19 protein-coding genes are annotated in these 17,293 nt (G+C 69.2%); 10 read left to right on the forward strand and 9 right to left on the reverse strand.

Annotated features, from left to right (window positions below):
- Window positions 1-130: 130 nt before the first annotated feature.
- From AC1RRS_RS15760 to AC1RRS_RS15785, 6 genes are all read left to right on the forward strand, one after another.
- Window positions 131-1,174, forward strand: coding sequence for a rod shape-determining protein (locus AC1RRS_RS15760; protein ID WP_056761599.1), 1,044 nt, complete (start codon window positions 131-133; stop codon window positions 1,172-1,174).
- A gap of 48 nt (window positions 1,175-1,222) precedes the next feature.
- Window positions 1,223-2,329: a rod shape-determining protein MreC gene (gene mreC / locus AC1RRS_RS15765; RefSeq protein ID WP_492855951.1), complete on the forward strand. Its 1,107-nt coding sequence runs from the start codon at window positions 1,223-1,225 to the stop codon at window positions 2,327-2,329.
- Entirely contained in the window at window positions 2,326-2,835 is a 510-nt protein-coding gene (locus AC1RRS_RS15770; RefSeq protein WP_487288365.1) for a hypothetical protein, read from the forward strand. Before mreC ends, AC1RRS_RS15770 begins: the two co-directional genes overlap by 4 nt.
- Before the next feature lie 4 nt (window positions 2,836-2,839).
- The gene (mrdA, locus tag AC1RRS_RS15775) at window positions 2,840-4,879 is read left to right on the forward strand and encodes a penicillin-binding protein 2 (RefSeq protein WP_487288364.1); all 2,040 of its coding nucleotides are present in this window, start codon (window positions 2,840-2,842) and stop codon (window positions 4,877-4,879) included.
- The gene (gene rodA, locus AC1RRS_RS15780; protein ID WP_110119952.1) at window positions 4,876-6,033 is read left to right on the forward strand and encodes a rod shape-determining protein RodA; all 1,158 of its coding nucleotides are present in this window, start codon (window positions 4,876-4,878) and stop codon (window positions 6,031-6,033) included. The genes mrdA and rodA overlap by 4 nt, the downstream gene beginning before the upstream one ends.
- An 81-nt stretch (window positions 6,034-6,114) precedes the next feature.
- A complete protein-coding gene (locus AC1RRS_RS15785) occupies window positions 6,115-6,990 on the forward strand; it encodes a hypothetical protein (RefSeq protein WP_492855952.1) in 876 nt (291 codons plus the stop codon).
- A 27-nt stretch (window positions 6,991-7,017) separates the two neighbouring features.
- Here the strand turns inward: AC1RRS_RS15785 and AC1RRS_RS15790 are convergent, their stop codons facing one another.
- The 3 genes from AC1RRS_RS15790 to AC1RRS_RS15800 form a co-directional block, all read right to left on the reverse strand.
- On the reverse strand, window positions 7,018-7,317 hold the full coding sequence (locus AC1RRS_RS15790; protein WP_492855953.1) for a winged helix-turn-helix domain-containing protein: 300 nt from the start codon (window positions 7,315-7,317) through the stop codon (window positions 7,018-7,020).
- A 2-nt stretch (window positions 7,318-7,319) separates the two neighbouring features.
- Window positions 7,320-7,895: a hypothetical protein gene (locus AC1RRS_RS15795; RefSeq protein WP_492855954.1), complete on the reverse strand. Its 576-nt coding sequence runs from the start codon at window positions 7,893-7,895 to the stop codon at window positions 7,320-7,322.
- 86 nt (window positions 7,896-7,981) lie between these two features.
- Window positions 7,982-8,608: a LysE/ArgO family amino acid transporter gene (locus AC1RRS_RS15800; protein ID WP_492855955.1), complete on the reverse strand. Its 627-nt coding sequence runs from the start codon at window positions 8,606-8,608 to the stop codon at window positions 7,982-7,984.
- A 68-nt stretch (window positions 8,609-8,676) separates the two neighbouring features.
- Here AC1RRS_RS15800 and AC1RRS_RS15805 point away from each other — a divergent pair, with 68 nt between their 5' ends.
- Entirely contained in the window at window positions 8,677-9,573 is an 897-nt protein-coding gene (locus AC1RRS_RS15805; protein ID WP_492855956.1) for a LysR family transcriptional regulator ArgP, read from the forward strand.
- On the opposite strand, the gene AC1RRS_RS15810 is transcribed toward AC1RRS_RS15805, so the two are convergent.
- Together AC1RRS_RS15810 and AC1RRS_RS15815 are read right to left on the reverse strand one after the other, a co-directional pair.
- Window positions 9,570-10,826, reverse strand: coding sequence for a DNA polymerase IV (locus tag AC1RRS_RS15810; protein ID WP_492855957.1), 1,257 nt, complete (start codon window positions 10,824-10,826; stop codon window positions 9,570-9,572). The genes AC1RRS_RS15805 and AC1RRS_RS15810 overlap by 4 nt on opposite strands.
- The gene (locus AC1RRS_RS15815; protein WP_492855958.1) at window positions 10,823-11,479 is read right to left on the reverse strand and encodes a hypothetical protein; all 657 of its coding nucleotides are present in this window, start codon (window positions 11,477-11,479) and stop codon (window positions 10,823-10,825) included. Before AC1RRS_RS15815 ends, AC1RRS_RS15810 begins: the two co-directional genes overlap by 4 nt.
- A gap of 122 nt (window positions 11,480-11,601) precedes the next feature.
- On the opposite strand from AC1RRS_RS15815, the gene divK reads away from it, so the two are divergent.
- On the forward strand, window positions 11,602-11,970 hold the full coding sequence (divK, locus tag AC1RRS_RS15820; RefSeq protein WP_487288354.1) for a cell-cycle response regulator DivK: 369 nt from the start codon (window positions 11,602-11,604) through the stop codon (window positions 11,968-11,970).
- Window positions 11,971-11,976: 6 nt separating this feature from the next.
- The gene (locus AC1RRS_RS15825) at window positions 11,977-13,344 is read left to right on the forward strand and encodes a PleD family two-component system response regulator (RefSeq protein ID WP_487288353.1); all 1,368 of its coding nucleotides are present in this window, start codon (window positions 11,977-11,979) and stop codon (window positions 13,342-13,344) included.
- Between the two features lie 28 nt (window positions 13,345-13,372).
- Here the strand turns inward: AC1RRS_RS15825 and AC1RRS_RS15830 are convergent, their stop codons facing one another.
- From AC1RRS_RS15830 to AC1RRS_RS15845, 4 genes are all read right to left on the reverse strand, one after another.
- Window positions 13,373-14,134, reverse strand: coding sequence for a glutaminyl-peptide cyclotransferase (locus AC1RRS_RS15830; RefSeq protein WP_492855959.1), 762 nt, complete (start codon window positions 14,132-14,134; stop codon window positions 13,373-13,375).
- Between the two features lie 138 nt (window positions 14,135-14,272).
- A complete protein-coding gene (gene rpmG / locus AC1RRS_RS15835; RefSeq protein ID WP_004620056.1) occupies window positions 14,273-14,440 on the reverse strand; it encodes a 50S ribosomal protein L33 in 168 nt (55 codons plus the stop codon).
- A gap of 81 nt (window positions 14,441-14,521) precedes the next feature.
- On the reverse strand, window positions 14,522-14,956 hold the full coding sequence (locus AC1RRS_RS15840) for a DUF6265 family protein (protein ID WP_492855960.1): 435 nt from the start codon (window positions 14,954-14,956) through the stop codon (window positions 14,522-14,524).
- Window positions 14,957-14,958: 2 nt separating this feature from the next.
- On the reverse strand, window positions 14,959-15,693 hold the full coding sequence (locus AC1RRS_RS15845) for an NUDIX hydrolase (RefSeq protein ID WP_492855961.1): 735 nt from the start codon (window positions 15,691-15,693) through the stop codon (window positions 14,959-14,961).
- 163 nt (window positions 15,694-15,856) lie between these two features.
- On the opposite strand from AC1RRS_RS15845, the gene AC1RRS_RS15850 reads away from it, so the two are divergent.
- Entirely contained in the window at window positions 15,857-17,113 is a 1,257-nt protein-coding gene (locus tag AC1RRS_RS15850; RefSeq protein ID WP_492856092.1) for an amidohydrolase, read from the forward strand.
- The last annotated feature ends 180 nt before the right edge of the window (window positions 17,114-17,293 follow it).

Below are 17,293 nucleotides of genomic sequence, written 5' to 3' on the forward strand. Positions count from 1 at the left end.
GTCCTCTCCTCGATTTGCAGTAGGAGCCTTTTTCTCGTCTGCTCCGTCCTCGCGGCGGAAAAGGCTCCTCGCCCACGGTTTCCGTGGTTTTTGACGTCTCGCCCCTTCTACCCCTCAGTCAGGGTTTTCGATGTTCTCTTCCCTCTTCGGCGTCATCTCGAACGACATCGCCATCGACCTGGGCACGGCCAACACCCTGATCTACCAGAAGGGCAAGGGCATCGTGCTGAACGAGCCGTCGGTGGTTGCGCTGCGCAACGTCGGCGGCCGCAAGATCGTGCACGCCGTCGGTATAGAGGCCAAGCAGATGCTGGGCCGCACGCCGGGCCACATGGAAGCCATCCGCCCGATGCGTGACGGGGTCATCGCCGACTTCGAAGTCGCCGAAGAGATGATCAAGTACTTCATCCGCAAGGTTCACAACCGCAAGGGCTTCGTGAACCCGAAGGTGATCGTGTGCGTGCCGTCGGGCGCCACCGCCGTCGAACGCCGCGCCATCAACGACAGCTGCCTGAACGCCGGCGCCCGCCGCGTCGGCCTGATCGACGAGCCGATGGCCGCCGCGATCGGCGCCGGCCTGCCGATCCACGAGCCGACCGGCTCGATGGTCGTCGACATCGGCGGCGGCACCACCGAGGTGGCCGTGCTGTCGCTGTCGGGCATCGTCTATTCGCGCTCGGTCCGCGTCGGCGGCGACAAGATGGACGAGGCGATCATCAGCTACATGCGTCGCCACCATAACCTGCTGATCGGCGAGACGACCGCCGAGCGCATCAAGAAGGAAATCGGCACCGCCCGCGCGCCGGCCGACGGCGAAGGCCTGTCGATCGACGTCAAGGGCCGCGACCTGATGCAGGGCGTGCCGCGCGAAGTCCGCATCAGCGAAAAGCAGGCCGCCGACGCCCTGGCCGAACCGGTCGGGCAGATCGTCGAAGCCGTGAAGGTGGCCCTGGAAGCCACCCCGCCGGAACTGGCCTCGGACATCGCCGACAAGGGCATCATGCTGACCGGCGGCGGCGCGCTGCTGCGCGGCCTGGACGCCGAGATCCGCGACCACACCGGCCTGCCGGTGACCGTGGCCGACGACCCGCTGTCGTGCGTCGCCCTCGGCTGCGGCAAGGTGCTCGAGCATCCCAAGTGGATGAAGGGCGTCCTCGAGTCGACCCTGGCCTAAGCGTAGTACAATCCGTATCGGCGCCGGGGGGCGCCAGGAGAACAGTTCGTGCCCTTTCGTGAAGGTCCGCTCGGCGACCTGAAAGTGCCGCTCACCTGGACCGCGGCCGTGGCGCTCATCGTCGCGGTCGTGATCGCGGTGGCCTTCCTCCTGGCCGACCGGCGCGAGACCCTGCAGCTGCAGGCCTACGGCGTCACTCGCCAGACGGTCGACACGGTGGCCAAGCCGGTCAGCGGCGTCATCGCCGCGCCTGGCCGCTGGACCGGCGTCGGCGTCGGCGCCGTGCGCAACTACTTCTTCGCCGGCGCCGAGAACGCCCGCCTGAAGGCCGAGCTTCAGGAGATGCGGGCCTATCGCGACAAGTACCTGGCGCTGGTCGACGAGAACGACCGCTACAAGTCGCTGCTGGGCCTGAAGACCGATCCGCCGATCCCGATGGTCGCCGCCCGCGTGGTCGCCGACAGCCGCGGCCCCTTCGCCAACACCCGTCTGGCCGACGCCGGCAAGGAGAAGGGCGTCGTCGTCGGCAATCCGGTGATGAACGAGCGCGGCCTGGTCGGTCGCGTGGTCGGCGTCGCGCCCGGCGTCAGCCGCGTGCTGCTGCTGACCGACATCGCCTCGCGTACGCCGGTGATGATCGACCGCACCAACGCCCGCGCCATCCTGACCGGCGACGGCGGCCCCAATCCCAAGCTCGACTACCTGCGCGGCGCCGATCCGATCCAGCCGGGCGACCGCGTCGTCACCTCGGGCGACGGCGGCGTCGTGCCGCGCGGCCTGCCGGTGGGCGCGGCCGTCAAGGGCCTGGACGGCCGCTGGCGGGTGGTGCTGTTCGCCGACAGCACCTCGATCGACTACATCCGCATCCTGCTGTTCAAGGACTTCGCCCAGCTCGCCGACCAGCAGGCCCTGGCCGCCAAGGTGCTGCCGCCGGTGATCACCGAGAACCCCGAAGAGTCGATGCTCGGTCCGGTGAAGCCCGCCGCGCCGGCTCCGGCCGCGGGGACCGCCGCTCCGGCGACGACCACGGCTCCGAAGCCCGCCGCGCCCAAGCCCGCAACGGCTGGAACCACGCCTCCGGCCAAGCCGCCCGCCGCCAGGCCTCCGGCCGCCGCGACGACGCCGCCGGCCGCTCCGGCCAGGACGCCGCAATGACCGGCGCCCGGCCCCTCAATCCGGGGCGCTGGCTGGGCGTCCCCATGCTGTTCGTGATCCTGGCGACGCTGGCCTTCGCCGCGCCGATCCGCATGTGGGGCCTGCAACTGCCCGAGCCGGTGTTCGCAATGGTTCCGGCCTTCGCCTGGGCGGTGATCCGGCCCTCGATCCTGGCCCCGTTCGCCCTGCTGGTGCTGGGCCTGTTCCTCGACACCTTCTGGGGCGGGCCGACCGGCCTGTGGGGCCTGTCGCTGCTGGTCGCCTACGCCTCGGTGCTGGCGGCGCGCAACATGCTGACCGGCCAGAGCCGGCCGATGATGTGGGCCTGGTACGCCGGGGCCTGCGCCGTCTCGATGAGCGCCGGCTTCCTGTTCACGATGATGGACAGCCTGGCCATGCCCAGCCTGGTGGCGGTGTTCTGGCAGTTCCTGGTCACGGCGCTGCTGTTCCCCTTCGCGCACCGGCTGATCGATCGCTTCGAAGACGCCGACGTCCGGTTCCGGTGAGGCGATGAGCGAACCGTCGATCTTCTTCTTCGAGGTCAACGAGCGGCAGGGGGTCTTCCACCGCCGGGCCTTCCTGCTGGGCGGCTTCGCGGGCCTGGGCTTGCTGACCCTGACCGGGCGCCTGGCCCAGCTGCAGCTGGTCGAAGCCCAGCGCTACCAGAAGCTTTCGGCCGGCAACCAGTTCAACTACCGCCTGGTGCCGCCGCCGCGCGGCCTGATCCTCGACCGCAACGGCGTGGCCCTGGCCTCCAACCGCCCCAACTTCCGCCTGATGGTGATCAAGGAGAAGGGCATGGACGTCGAGGCGACCCTCGACGACCTTGCCACCCTGGTGCCGATCGACGGCACGCGCCGCGCCCGCCTGCTCAAGGAAGTCAACAACGCCCCGCGCAAGGCGCCGGTCGTGGTGATGGAGGACATGAGCTGGGAGGAGTTCTCCCGGATCAACATCCGCACCCCCGAACTGCCCAACATCAGCGCCGACATGGGCGAGGTGCGGGTCTATCCGTTCGGCGGCGCCTTCGCCCACGTCATCGGCTATGTGGCCAAGGTGTCGGACAAGGACGTCGAGGCGGCCCGGACGGACCTGACCCAGGACCAGGAACTGCTGCACAATCCCGGCTTCCGCATCGGTCGCCAGGGCGTGGAGAAGGCCTTCGACATTGCCCTGCGGGGCAGGGCGGGGGCCATCAAGGCCGAGGTCGACGCGCAAGGCCGCGTGGTCAGCCTCGACCCGGCCGGCGACATCCCGGCCACGCCTGGCAAGGAAGTGCGCCTCACCCTCGACGCCGACATCCAAAACCGCGCCCTCGAGGTGATGGGCGAGGAGAGCGGCGCCATCGTGGTGATGGACGTGCGCAACGGCGACCTGCTGGCCATGGTCTCGGCCCCCAGCTTCGACGCCAACCGCTTCGTCAAGGGCCTGTCGGGGGCCGAGTACAAGGCGCTGTCGGAGTACGAGCGCAAGCCGCTGCTCGACAAGGCCATGACCGGCACCTATCCGCCGGGTTCGACCTTCAAGCCGACGGTGGGCCTGGCCGCGCTGACGGCCGGCATCGATCCCGAGGTCCGCATCAACTGCCCGGGCAGCTGGTACTACGGCGGCCGCACCTGGCGCTGCTGGCAGAAGGGCGGCCACGGCGCCCAGAACATGCACGACGCCATCAAGAACTCGTGCGACATCTACTTCTACCAGACGGCCCTGAAGATCGGCCCGGACGCCATCGCCACCGCCGCGCGCGGCATGGGCTTCGGCCAGGTGTTCGACATCGGCATCCCCGGCCAGAAGAAGGGCATCGTCCCCGACCGCGAGTGGAAGAAGCGGGCCTTCAAGCGCAATCCGGCCAACCAGATCTGGTTTCCGGGCGAGACCCCCAGCTACGGGATCGGGCAGGGGGCCCTGAACGTCAACGCCCTGCAGCTGGCGACGATGACCGCGCGCCTGGCCAACGGCAAGAAGGCCCTGGTGCCGCGCTTGGTGAAGTCGGTGGGCGGCGAGGAGCAGCCCAGCGGCGCCGACGTGCCCGACCTGCCGTTCTCCAAGGAGCACCTCGACTACGTGCGTGGCGGCATGGCCGCCGTGGCCAACGACGTGCGTGGCACGGCCTACAAGCAGAGCCAGCTGGGCCTGGGCGACGTGCAGATGGCCGGCAAGACCGGCACCGCGCAGGTCCGCAGCTACGACAAGGTCAAGAGCCGCAACAGCGCCTCGGTGCAGTGGAAGCTCAAGGACCACAACCTGTTCGTGGCCTTCGCGCCCTATGACGATCCGCGCTACGCCGTGGCGGTGCTGGTCGAGCACGGCGGCCTGGGCGGCGCCACCGCCGGCGCGCCGCGCGCCCGCGAGGTGATGCGCGTGGCCCTGCTGAAGGATCCGGAGATCCGCGCCCGCATCGAAAGGCCGATGCCGCTGCCGGAGGCTCCCGTCGAAACCGTCGACGGCGTGGTCGAGGGCGCGGCCCCCGACGAGCCCGAACTGGGCGCGCCGTCGCCGCCGGAGGCGACCCCGCCCACCGGCCAGCCGCCTCAGGGAGGCCACATATGACCCTCAGCGGCGGCCTCTCCCGGCCCGGCGAACGCGACCGGCCGATCATCAAGTTCATGGAGATCGACTGGACCTTCTGCCTGCTCCTGTGCCTGATCGCCGGCTCCGGGGCGCTGATGCTGTTCTCGATCGCCGGGGCCTCGTGGGAGCCCTGGGCCGACAAGCACCTGCTGCGTTTCGGCCTCTACTTCGTGATGATGATCGTGCTGGCGATGATCGACCTGCGGGTCTGGTTCTCGCTGGCCTATCCCGTCTACATCATTGGCCTGCTGCTGCTGGTGGCGGTGGAGGCGATCGGCGACGTGTCGCTGGGCGCCCAGCGCTGGCTGTCGATCGGCGGCTTCCGCTTCCAGCCGTCAGAGATCATGAAGCTGGGCGTGGTGCTGGCCCTGGCCCGCTACTATCACGGCCTGTCGGCCGACAGCGCCCGGTTCTCGTGGCGGCTGCTCGTCCCGGCGGCGATGATCGGCGCGCCGGTGCTGCTGGTGGCCCACCAGCCCGACCTCGGCACGGCCATGCTGATCGCCCTGACGGGCCTGGCCATCGTCATCCTCGCCGGCCTGTCCTGGCGGGTGATCGCCACCGGCGTCATCGGCGCCCTGGTGGCCATCCCGCCGTTCGTGCTGTTCGTGCTGCACGACTACCAGCGCAAGCGGGTGCTGACCTTCCTCAACCCCGAGGCCGACCAGTCGGGTTCGGGCTACCACATCTACCAGTCCAAGATCGCTCTGGGCTCGGGCGGCCTGCTGGGCAAGGGCTTCGGCCTGGGCTCGCAGAGCCAGCTGAACTTCCTGCCGGAAAAGCAGACCGACTTCATCTTCGCCACCCTGGCCGAGGAGTTCGGCTTCATCGGCTGCCTGTGGGTGCTGGCGCTCTACGGCGTGGTGATCTTCATGGCCCTGCGCATCGCCTCGATCAGCCACAGCCACTTCGGACGCCTGGCGGCCTCGGGCGTGACGGCGACCTTCGCCCTCTATGTGCTGATCAACGGGGCCATGGTCATGGGCCTTGCGCCGGTGGTGGGCGTGCCCATGCCGATGCTGTCCTACGGCGGCACCGTGATGATGACGGTGATGATCGGCTTCGGCCTCGTCCAGGCCGTGCGCGTGCACCGCTACACCGAAGTCACCAGCGGCAAGGGCTCGCTGATGTAGGAGGCGACCCGCGTCGCTTTGCTGTTTACGTGCGTCAATTGAAGTGCGACGCTCTCCCATCATGCGAGTTGGGAGGCTGAATTGAAGCTCTGGTTGATCGGCGCCGCTCTGGCTACGGTTTGCGTCGCGGGCGCCGCCGAGGCGGGCATTCCCACGCCCATCAAGATGCAGTGCGCCGTGGGCGGCGAGAGCTTCACCCACGTCGGCACGGCCTCCTACAGCACCTGGGGCCGACGGCCGGACGGCAAGCCCTACGGCAGCTGGGAGTTTCCGATGCCGGTCCCGGTGTGCCCGGGCAACGGCCTGGTCATGTACCGCGACTTCTCCAAGTCGGAGATCAAGCAGCTGGAGACCCTGGTCGCCTCGGACGACTACAAGCGCCTGGTTCGCGCGGACACCAGCTACTATCGGGCCGCCTGGCTGGAGGCGGCCCTGAAAGGCGAGGGCGATCCGCTGTGGCTGTTGCTGCAGGCCAGTTGGCAGGCCGACCGTCAGCCGGAGCTCAAGGCCCGCTATCAACGTGAATTCGCCGAGCGGGCCGAGGCCGAGCCGGTCAAGTCCGAGGACCAGGGCTGGCTGGGCCTGCTGGGGCAGGCGGCCAACAGCCGGCGGGAACTGGGTCAGTTCGACGCCGCCAAGGCCGATCTCGCCCGGCTGGAGATCGACAAGCGGCTGGCCGCCCTGCCGGCCGCTCCGGCCGACGGCGCCCAGGAGTCCGAGGAGGTCGCCAAGCGGCGCGGTCTGCTGGGTTTCCTCGTCCGGTTGCGGGCCGTGATCGACCGCGGGGACGCCTCGTCCGAGCCGATCGACATGATCCCGCCGATGGCGGCGGCCAACCAGTGTCTGGACCTCGAGGCCAAGGGCCAGAGCCACGAGGTCTGCAAGGCCGAGCGGGTCGCCAAGCAGATGGAGTTCATGCGCAAGGCTCGCTCCGAGCGGAGCGCGGCCGGCTCCTGACGGAGGGGCCGCGCCTAGGGGCGGGGATCAGTCCTGAACGCCCTCGACCAGTTCGCGCAGATAGGCGACGTGGCCGCGAAAGGCCTTGGATCCGGTCGGCGTCACCTTCACGCGGGTGCGGGGGCGCTTGCCGACGTGGTCCTTCAGGATCTCGACATAGCCGGCCTTTTCCAGGGCCGTCAGGTGGCTGCCGAGATTGCCGTCGGTGGCCTCGGTGATGGTCTTCAGCCGCGAGAACTCCAGCGGCTCGCCCTGCCGCTCGGCATAGAGGGCGGCCATGATCTTCAGGCGCAGGGGCTGGTGGATCAGGTCGTCTGCTTGCGCCATGGTCAGGCCCTCGCCAGCCAGACGCCGCTGACGAATAGCGCCGCGCTGGCGCTGGCCATCCAGAAGGCCAGGTATTCCTTGAAGGCGTAGAAGCCGATCAGGGTCAGGGCGAACATCACCGCGCCGATCAGCAGGTAGCGGCGGGCCAGGAACACCCCGACCGCGGCGTAGATCGTACCGACCAGCAGGCCGGGGAAGGCGAGGTAGCCGGCCGGGTCGGTCGGTCTCAGCACCGAGAACACCGCCAGCACGAAGAGGATGACCACGCCCATGCCGCCCAGCATGCGCAGGCTGGTGACGTCGGCCCTGCCGCCCTTGCCGCCTACGCCCGCCTGGCCCTTGAGGCGCTGGGCCAGGAGCAGGCTGCCGATGGCGCCGATCGCGTCCAGCCCGAACCAGGTCCAGCTCCAGAACGCGGGCGGCAGCAGGCCCATGTTCAAGTAGCCCAGGGCCCAGATCACGCTCCACAGCATCAGGATCGGCCCGCCGATGCGATAGCCCTTGAGCATGCCGCTGCGGCGGGTGGTCGTGTCTATCTCGGCCAGCGCGGCGGCGGCCTCGTCCTTGGTCAGCACCATCACATCCTCCATGGGGGCGCATGGCCCTCTGTGGTGCAGAGTGATGTCGATTAATTACTCTGTCAAGCAGAGTTCTCTGAAGGTGGTCAGGCGGCGGCCGCGCCGACCAGGAGGCTGGCCGCCAGGGCCAGCATCACCACGCCGATGCAGAGATCGAGCACGCGCCAGGCCGCGGGCCGGGCGAACAGCGGCGTCAGGAAGCGGGCGCCGAAGCCCAGCCCCGAGAACCACGCCAGGCTGGCCAGGGCCGCGCCGGCCATGAACAGCGGCCGCTCGCCCGTCGGCAGGCTGGCCCCCACCGCGCCCATCAGCATGACGGTGTCGATGTAGACGTGCGGGTTCAGGAAGGTGAAGGCCGCCGTCCCGGCCAGGGCGGCCGCCAGGGTCAGGCCCGCCTGGTCGGCGACCACCAGGGCGGCCGGGCTGGCGGCGCGGCGCAGGGCGCTCACCCCGTACCAGGCCAGGAACGCCGCCCCGCCCAGGCTGAGGATCAGCGACAGCGCGGGGACCAGGGCCAGCACCTGGCCAAGGCCGCTGACCCCGGCGACGATCAGGCTGGCGTCGGCCAGGGCGCAGAACAGCACGATCGGCAGCACGTGCTCGCGCTTCAGCCCCTGGCGCAGCACGAACATGTTCTGCGCGCCGATGGCGACGATCAGGCCGGCGGAGAGGGCGAAGCCCTTGATGAAGGCGGGGAAAAGAGCGCTGGTCATGGCGGCTTGATGCCGGCCGGCGTCGCTGTAGTCTAACTAAGGATGCTAAATCGAATTTAGGCTGGCTAATGTTGGACTATGCGTCCCTGGCCGCCCTGGCGGCGGTGGCCCGCGAGGGCGTCTTCGACAAGGCAGCGGCGGCGCTGGGCGTCACGCCGTCGGCGGTCTCGCAACGGGTGAAGGGGCTGGAGGAGCGCCTGGGCGCGGTGCTGCTGACGCGCGGCCAGCCCTGTCGGCCGACGGCGGTCGGGGCCAGACTGTGCGCCCATGTCGAGCAGGTGCGCCTGCTGGAAAGCGACCTCGTCGCCGACCTGCCGCGCCTGGCCGCGCCCGACGCCGGCCCGGCCGTGCTGCGGATCGCGGTCAACGCCGACAGTGTCAGCACCTGGTTCCCTCAGGCCGCCGCCCGGTTCGCGGCGCAGACCGGGGCCATGCTCGATCTGGTCATGGACGACGAGGCGCACACCGCCGAGCGCCTGCGCGACGGCCAGGTGCTGGCGGCCGTCACCGCCGACCTCGCGCCGGTCCAGGGCTGCCGCACCTATCCGCTGGGCGCGATCGACTATGTCGCCACCGCCAGCCCCGACTTCGTCGCCCGGTTCTTCGCGAGCGGGGTGGACGGCGAGAGCCTGGGGGCGGCCCCGATGCTGCGCTTCGACCGCCGCGACGGCCTGCAGGCCCGCTGGGCGCAGGAGGCGCTGGGCGTGAAGCCCGCCGGCCCCGTCCACTTCACCCCGGCCACCCAAGGCATGCTGGACATGAACCTGGCCGGCCTGGGCTGGGCGATGACGCCGCGTGTTCTCGCCAAGCCGCATCTGGAGGCCGGACGCCTGGTGGAGCTGCCGCCCAAACGGTCCATCGCCGTCGCGCTGTACTGGCAGCGCACGCGGCTTTCGGCGCGACTGCTCGACCAGCTGACCCTGGCCGTGCGGACGACGGCGGGGGAGGCCCTGGCGGGCGCCTAGCGGTTCTTCAGCGCCCGGCCGGTGACGACGGCGCCCAGGCCGAACTTGCCGCGCAGGGCGTCGATGGCGGTCTCGCTCTTCAGGGCCCGGCGCTCGTCGCCGGCGAAGAAGTCGTCGGCCGCTCCGGCGGCGGGGACGAACTCGGTCAGGCCCGCCCCAATCAGGCGATAGGACCGGCCCGCCGGCTCGGCGGCCAGCAATTCGCGCGCCACCTGGAACAGGGTCTGGGCCGTCTGGGTGGGGACGGGCAGGGTGCGGCGGCGGGTGTGGATCTTGAAGTCGGGGGTGCGCAGTTTCAGCGTCGCCACCCGGCCGGCCACTTCCTCGCGACGCGCCTGGCGGGCGACCTTCTCGCACAGGGGCCAGAGCTGGTCCTCCAGCTCCTCGCGGCGGAAGAGGTCGTCGTTGAAGGTGGTCTCGGCGCTGATCGTCTTGCGCACGCTGTCGGGATCGACGGCCCGGGCGTCCTCGCCGTGGGCCAGCCGGTGCAGTCGCAGTCCGCCCGCGCCCAGCTCCTTGGCCAGCATCTTCAGGTCCGCATTGGCGATGTCGCCGACCGTGCGCAGGCCAAGCCCGGCCAGGCTGGTCACGGTGGCCGGACCCACGCCCGGCAGGATCGACACCGGCTTGGACGCCAGGAACGCCACCGCCTCGGCCGCGCCGATCGCCGAGAAGCCGCGCGGCTTGTCCAGCTCCGAGGCGATCTTGGCCAGGAACTTGTTGGGCGCCAGGCCCACAGAGACCGTCAGGTTCTGCTCGGCCTCGATCTCCTTCTGCACCTTGGCCAGCATCACCGCGGGCGGCGCGCCGTGCAGGCGCTCGGTGCCGGACAGGTCGATCCAGGCCTCGTCCAGCGACAGCGGCTGGACCAGCGGCGTCAGGTTCGACAGCCGCGCCATGATCAGCGCGCTCTCGTGCTTGTACTTGGCGAAGTTGGGCTTCACCACGACGGCGTCGGGGCACAGCTGCAGCGCCTTGTACATCGGCATGGCCGAGCGCGCGCCGCTCATCCGGGCGATGTAGCAGGCGGTGGTCACGACCCCGCGCTTGCCGCCGCCGACGATCACCGGCTTGTCGCGCAGCGACGGATCGTCGCGTTTCTCCACCGAGGCGTAGAAGGCGTCGCAGTCCAGGTGGGCCATGGACAGCTGGCCGAGCTCCTCATGGAAGACCGTGCGCGGCGAGCCGCACGACGGACAGCGCGGCGCCTTGCGCTCGCCGGTCCACAGGCAGTCTCTGCAGAGGGCTTTCATCGGCCTTCGAGCGCCAGCGCCTCGCGGATGGCGACCTTCAGGTCGGGCCAGAGGTCGATGCGGGCGTGACGGTCGGGAGCGCTGGGGGCCAGCGGGCGCAGGCGCTTGTCGGCCACCATCTGGAAGCGGCCAACGCTGGGCGCGCTGGCGGCCACCGATTCGAGCTGCGGCAGCAGGTCGTCGATGAACACCGCCGGGGCCTCGACCCGTCCGGCCAGCTCGGCGGCCGACGGACCCTTGGGACCCGAATTGATCACCAGCGGATAGTCGAAGCCGTGAGTCTTCAGCCACTTGGCGCGGGTCTGGCGGCCGTGCTCGGGGGCATTGGTCAGGATCACCACATTGGCGTCCAGCGACAGGTCGGCCAGGGCGTCGGCCGCGCCCTCGGCGGGCTCCAGGTCCTCGCCGCCGTCACGGAAGAAGTCGTCGAACAGGGCCCGGCCGGCGATCAGGTCCAGGTGTTCGGTCTCGCCGGGACGATAGATGTTCTGGAACAGGGCGAAGCGGTCGACGCGCAGCTCGAAGCCGTGCCGGCCGATGAACGCGCCGAAGCCGGCCATGAACTGGGCCAGCACCTCGTCGACATCCACGATGACGAGCGGACGGTGCGTATCGAGCGTGCAGGCCTTAAGGTCTAGGGAGCAGGGGTCCATGTTCTGCAATCGGGCGTTGGAAACGCGATTAGCGCGGGCTTAAGGATATTCGTGCGATCTGAGGATGAAGAAGCGGCGCGAATCCCTCACGTGTCGCCACGGACCGTATGGTCGGGGTCAGGATGACGAAGAAGGTCCTCATCGTCGAGGATAACGAGCTGAACATGAAGCTCTTTCATGATCTGCTCGAAGCCCAGGGCTATGAGACCCTGCAGACCCGTGAGGGCCTGCAGGCGTTGTCGATCGCCCGTGAGCACCGCCCCAATTTGATCCTCATGGACATCCAGTTGCCCGAGATTTCGGGCCTGGAAGTGACCAAGTGGCTCAAGGAGGACGACGATCTGTCACATATCCCAGTCGTCGCCGTTACGGCATTTGCGATGAAGGGCGACGAGGAACGGATTCGCGAGGGCGGCTGCGAGGCTTACATCTCGAAGCCCATCTCGGTGACGCACTTCCTCGAAACCATTCGCCGACTGCTGGAGAGGTAACAGGCCGTGAGCGCGCGAATCCTCGTCGTCGACGACATCGAGGCCAATGTGCGCCTGCTCGAGGCCAAGCTTTCGGCCGAGTATTATCAGGTCTCCTGCGCCTATGACGGCCCGACCGCGCTTGTAAAAGCGGCCGAGGAACTGCCCGACATCATCCTGCTCGACGTGATGATGCCCGGCATGGACGGCTTCACCGTCTGCCGCAGGCTCAAGGAAGATCCCGCCACCCGCCACATCCCCGTGGTGCTGGTCACGGCCCTCGACGGCCGCGCCGACCGCATCCAGGGCCTGGAGGCCGGCGCCGCCGACTTCCTCACCAAGCCCATCGACGACGTCATGCTGTTCGCCCGCGTGCGCAGCTCGACCCGCCTGAAGATGGTCATCGACGAACTGCGCCAGCGCGAGGCCTCGGGCCGCCGCATCGGCGTGATCGCCGGCGCCGCCACCCGCCTCGACGGCATCGGCGGCCGCGTCCTGATCGTCGACGACAACGAGCGCCAGGCCCAGCGCGTCGCCGCTGAACTGGCGGTCGAGCACCGCCCGGTGGTCGAGACCGATCCGGCCAAGGCCGAGGTCAGCGCCAGCGGCCCCGTGGACCTGGTCATCGTCAACGCCGCCGCCCGCGGCTTCGACGGCCTGCGCTTCGCCGCCACCCTGCGCTCGAGCGAGCGCACCCGGCATCTGCCGATCCTGGCCGTGGTGGATCCCGACGACCGTCCGCGGATGGTCAAGGCGCTGGACCTGGGCGTCAACGACGTGCTGCCGCGCCCGATCGACCCGCAGGAACTGGCGGCCCGCGCCCGCACCCAGGTGCGGCTCAAGCGCTACACCGACTATCTGCGCAACAATCTCGACCACTCGCTGGAGCTGGCCGTCACCGATCCGCTGACCGGCCTGCACAACCGTCGCTACATGACCGGCCAGCTGTCGGCCCTGGTCAACCGCGCCACCATGGGCGGGGACCCGGTGTCGGCGCTGATGATCGACATCGACTACTTCAAGAAGATCAACGACGGCTTCGGCCACGACGTCGGCGACGAGGTGCTGCGCGAGTTCGCCCTGCGGCTGGCCTCGAACGTCCGCGCCATCGACCTGCCTTGCCGCTTCGGCGGCGAGGAGTTCACGGTGATCATGCCCGACACCCAACTGGTCGACGCCGTGCGCATCGCCGAGCGGATCCGCATGCACGTGGCAGGCTCGCCGTTCCGCGTGGCCGGCGGCCAGGAACTGCTGACGGTGACCATCTCGGTCGGCGTCTCGGCCACCAGCGGCGCGGGCGACACCCCCGAAGCCCTGCTCAAGCGCGCCGACAGCGGCGTCTACGAGGCCAAGGCCTCGGGCCGCAACGCGGTGGTCGGCAAGGCGGCAGCCTAAATCCCTCTCTCCGAGAGGAGAAGCTGGCCTACTTCGCGATCTTGATCTCGTACAGCCACGGCCAGAACTTTCCGGTCACGAAGATCCGGTCGCCCTTGGCGTCGTAGGCGATGCCGTTGAGCACGTCGGCATGGGCGGCTTCCTGCGGCGTCAGCAGGCCCGACATGTCGAGGCGCCCGATCACGTTGCCGGTCTTGGGGTCGATGCGGATGATCTGGTCGGTCTGCCAGAGATTGGCCCAGACCTCGCCCTTGATGAATTCCAGTTCGTTGATCTGGTCGACCGGCTGGCCGAACTCGGTGACCTTGATCCGGCCGGTCTCCTTCAGGGTTTCCGGATCCAGGAACCGCAGCTCGCTCGTGCCGTCGCTCATGATGATGCGGCGATCGTCCCGGGTCAGGGCCCAGCCTTCGCCGGTGTAGGTGAAGGTCGATTTCACGGCGAAGGTCGCGCGGTCGCGCACGAAGCCGACGCCGTCCTTCCAGGTCAGCTGCACCAGCTTGTCGCCCCAGTCGACGATGCCTTCGCCGAAATACTTGGGGTCCATGTCGGCCTGCTGCTGCACCGCGCCGGTCTCCAGCGACACTCGGCGCACCCAGGAGCGGCCTTCCAGGCCCGTGCTCTCGTAGAGCTGGCCGTCACGGAACAGCAGGCCCTCGGTGAAGGCCTGGCGGTCGTGCGGATAGGTGCGGACGACCTCGTAGCCCTGGGTGTGCGGGACCGGCTCCGGCGCCGAGCAGGCGGGCACGGCGGCGAGGATCGAGAAGGCGAGGGCGAGGCGAACGATCACGCGGGGGAATCCTATGCCAGGGCAGGCGCCCACTGCGTCACTAGCCGAGTTGAGCCGGAAAAACAAAAACGCCAAAAACAAAAACGCCCGGCGTTGCCGCCGGGCGTTTTCGAAATTCGTCGGTGCGACGAGGCGATCTTACTTGATCTTGCCTTCGCGGAATTCGACGTGCTTGCGCACGACCGGGTCGTACTTCTTCAGCACCATCTTCTCGGTCTTGGTGCGGGCGTTCTTCTTGGTGACGTAGAAGAAGCCGGTGTCCGCCGTCGAGTTCAGGCGGATCTTGATCGAAGCCGGTTTGGCCATGGTCGAATCCCTGCGGTAATCGCGCAGGTCCCCGCGCGGTCGAAATGAGAGGCGCGGAACATACTCATGAACGGGGCAAAGTCAATTGCCGGCTGCGCATCGCTTGTAAGGGAAATCCACCGACCGCGCCTTGCCGTCGATTTCCCCCTCGATCCGGCCCAGAAGCCCGTCCGGGCCTTGGCTGCGATAGATCACCCGCTGCGGAAAGTCGTGGGCGAGGTTCTCGAACACCAGCTCGCCGGGGCCGGCGCTCTTCAACGGAAAGGCGCCTTCGGCCTGGCCCGAGGGCAGGGCGACGAAGGTGAGTCGTCCGTCGGCCTCCTGGATTCGGGTGAATTCCCAGCCGCGCGCCTTGCCGTCGCGCACCGTGCGGCTCATGCCCAGCATCATCCCGCCGCCGGGCGCGAGCCACTGCTCCTCGACGACGCCGTTGGGCAGCGTCTGCTTCCAGCAACCGGCCAGGAAGGCGGCCTGGTCGATCGGGGCGGTCTGCAGGGCGAGGAGGAGGGCGAGCATGGTCAGAGTTCCGTCATCACCGCATTGCCCCGCAGAAAGCGCATGAACGGCGCCGGGCGGCCCGGGTCCTTCATCTGCTGGGCGGTCTCGCGCAGCACCATGCGGGTGATGCTGGGCAGATCAAGGTCGCGGGTCTCGTCGAAGCTGACCCAGGCGATCTCGTCCAGCTCGCCGCAGTCGGGCTGGCGCTCCAGGCTCAGGAGGGCGCTGGCCGGGGCCATGAAGAAGCGGGCGTCGAAGCGGCGCGGGCGATAGGGCGGGGTGATGGCCCGGGCCACGAAGCTCAGCGGCGCCAGGTCGGGCAGGGCGCCCTGGGCCAGGAAAGGCCGCCAGGCGCCGGCCCCGGGACGCGGCGGCGCGGCCTTGGCCAGCAGCAGGCCGGTCTCCTCGAAGGTTTCACGCACCGCCGCCAGCGCCAGGGCGCGGGCCAGGCGGGCGGGGGAGGCGTGCCGGGGATGCTTGGCCAGGCGCTCGGCCACCTCCGGAGAAAGCTCGCTGGCCGAGGGGGCGTCGAAGTCGCCGCGATCGACCCGGCCGCCGGGGAACACCCACTTGCTGGCCATGAAGGCGTGGCCGCGATTGCGCCGGCCCATCAGCACGCGCGGCGCGGGGCCGTCGTCGCGCACCACGATCACGGTGGCGGCGTGGCGGGGGCGGATGACGCCGGAACTCGGATCCAGCGCCTCGCCATCGTCCCTTGAGTCAAAGGTTGGGGAGTCGAATGCGGGCTCGGTCATGGACGAAGCTTAGTCTCCGTGACGCTTCTGCAAAGCCGTTCCTTAGGGAAAGCATGGCCGGCCTTGACCCGGCGGCGGGAACCGCCAAGCTCGCCCGCAAAGTCTTCTCTAGGAGTCGGGTATGGGCGTGCGCACGACGGTTTCGGTTCTGGCCCTGGCGATCATGGCGGCAAGCCCCGCTCTCGCGGCCCCCTCCAACGCCAAGGTCGAGGCGGCGGCGAAGGCGGTCCAGCCCCAGGTCGTGGCCTGGCGGCGCGACGTCCACGAGCATCCCGAACTGGGCAACCAGGAGGTCCGCACCGCCGCCTTGGTGGCCAAGGAGCTGAAGGCCCTGGGCCTGGAGGTCCGCGAGGGCGTCGGCAAGACCGGCGTGGTCGGGATCCTGAAGGGTGGCAAGCCCGGCAAGGTCGTCGCCCTGCGCGCCGACATGGACGCCCTGCCGGTGCTGGAAAAGACCGGCCTGCCGTTCGCCTCCAAGGCCACCGCCACCTGGGAAGGCAAGACCGTTCCCGTCATGCACGCCTGCGGCCACGACACCCACGTGGCCATGCTGCTGGGGGCGGCCACGGTGCTGGCCGGCATGAAGGCCGACATCGCCGGCACGGTCGTCTTCATCTTCCAGCCGGCCGAGGAAGGTCCCCAGGCCGGCGACGAGGGCGGCGCCAAGCTGATGATCGCCGACGGCGCGCTAGACAATCCCAAGGTCGACGCCATCTTCGGCGTCCATATCGGCCCCGGCGACGCCCATGCCCTGAACTATCGCCCCGAAGGCTTCTACGCCGGCGCCGATCGCCTCACCATCACGGTCAAGGGCAAGCAGACCCACGGCGCGCGGCCCTGGGCCGGCATCGACATGGCCAGCGTCTCGGCCGACATCATCCAGGCCCTGAACCAGATCGCCGCCCGCCAGATCGACGTCGGGTCCTCGCCCACGGTGCTGACCATCGCCACCATCAACATGGGCGTGCGCAACAACATCATCCCCGAAGACCTGGTGATGAGCGGCACCCTGCGCACCTTCACGCCAGAGCGTAAGGCCGAGGTGATCGCCAAGACCCAGAAGGCCGTGGCCGCCATCGGCGACCGCTATGGCGCCAAGGCCGAGGCGGTGTTCACCCAGCCCTATCCGGTCACCTGGAACGACGCGGCCCTGTCGAAGTGGGTCAAGGGTCCGCTGGAGAAGGCCTCGCCGGGCAAGGTCGACGACCAGGCCGCCCTGGTCACCGGGGCCGAGGACTTCTCCCTCTACGGCCAGAAGGTCCCGGCCGTGTTCGTCCAGCTCGGCGGTCGCAAGGCCGACGTCCCCGCCGCCGGCGCGCCCGCCAACCACTCGCCCTATTTCGATATCGACGAGGCGGTGCTGGAGACCGGCGTGAAGGCCGAGGTGTTCATGGCGCTGGATTACCTGGCGAGGAAATAAGCCAAGGCTTCCTTCTCCCCTTGCGGGAGAAGGTGTCAGCGAAGCTGACGGATGAGGGGTCTCTCAAACATCGAACGCCGCGACAGCTGAACAGCCGTCGCGGCGTTTTCGCCTGTGCGACCCCTCACCCGACCCGCTTCGCGGGCCACCCTCTCCCGCAAGGGGAGAGGGGAGGTTGGA

It is taken from the genome of Caulobacter sp. GW821-FHT12A07 (assembly GCF_058807655.1).

What these genes read in the sequence shown, in the direction of transcription:
- AC1RRS_RS15760 (WP_056761599.1), top strand. Translation starts at nt 131, where the DNA reads ATGTTCTCTTCCCTCTTCGGCGTCATCTCGAACGACATCGCCATCGAC.
- AC1RRS_RS15770 (WP_487288365.1), top strand. Translation starts at nt 2,326, where the DNA reads ATGACCGGCGCCCGGCCCCTCAATCCGGGGCGCTGGCTGGGCGTCCCC.
- mrdA (WP_487288364.1), top strand. Translation starts at nt 2,840, where the DNA reads ATGAGCGAACCGTCGATCTTCTTCTTCGAGGTCAACGAGCGGCAGGGG.
- rodA (WP_110119952.1), top strand. Translation starts at nt 4,876, where the DNA reads ATGACCCTCAGCGGCGGCCTCTCCCGGCCCGGCGAACGCGACCGGCCG.
- AC1RRS_RS15790 (WP_492855953.1), bottom strand. Translation starts at nt 7,317, where the DNA reads ATGGCGCAAGCAGACGACCTGATCCACCAGCCCCTGCGCCTGAAGATC.
- AC1RRS_RS15795 (WP_492855954.1), bottom strand. Translation starts at nt 7,895, where the DNA reads ATGGTGCTGACCAAGGACGAGGCCGCCGCCGCGCTGGCCGAGATAGAC.
- AC1RRS_RS15800 (WP_492855955.1), bottom strand. Translation starts at nt 8,608, where the DNA reads ATGACCAGCGCTCTTTTCCCCGCCTTCATCAAGGGCTTCGCCCTCTCC.
- AC1RRS_RS15805 (WP_492855956.1), top strand. Translation starts at nt 8,677, where the DNA reads ATGTTGGACTATGCGTCCCTGGCCGCCCTGGCGGCGGTGGCCCGCGAG.
- AC1RRS_RS15810 (WP_492855957.1), bottom strand. Translation starts at nt 10,826, where the DNA reads ATGAAAGCCCTCTGCAGAGACTGCCTGTGGACCGGCGAGCGCAAGGCG.
- AC1RRS_RS15815 (WP_492855958.1), bottom strand. Translation starts at nt 11,479, where the DNA reads ATGGACCCCTGCTCCCTAGACCTTAAGGCCTGCACGCTCGATACGCAC.
- divK (WP_487288354.1), top strand. Translation starts at nt 11,602, where the DNA reads ATGACGAAGAAGGTCCTCATCGTCGAGGATAACGAGCTGAACATGAAG.
- rpmG (WP_004620056.1), bottom strand. Translation starts at nt 14,440, where the DNA reads ATGGCCAAACCGGCTTCGATCAAGATCCGCCTGAACTCGACGGCGGAC.
- AC1RRS_RS15840 (WP_492855960.1), bottom strand. Translation starts at nt 14,956, where the DNA reads ATGCTCGCCCTCCTCCTCGCCCTGCAGACCGCCCCGATCGACCAGGCC.
- AC1RRS_RS15845 (WP_492855961.1), bottom strand. Translation starts at nt 15,693, where the DNA reads ATGACCGAGCCCGCATTCGACTCCCCAACCTTTGACTCAAGGGACGAT.
- AC1RRS_RS15850 (WP_492856092.1), top strand. Translation starts at nt 15,857, where the DNA reads ATGGCGGCAAGCCCCGCTCTCGCGGCCCCCTCCAACGCCAAGGTCGAG.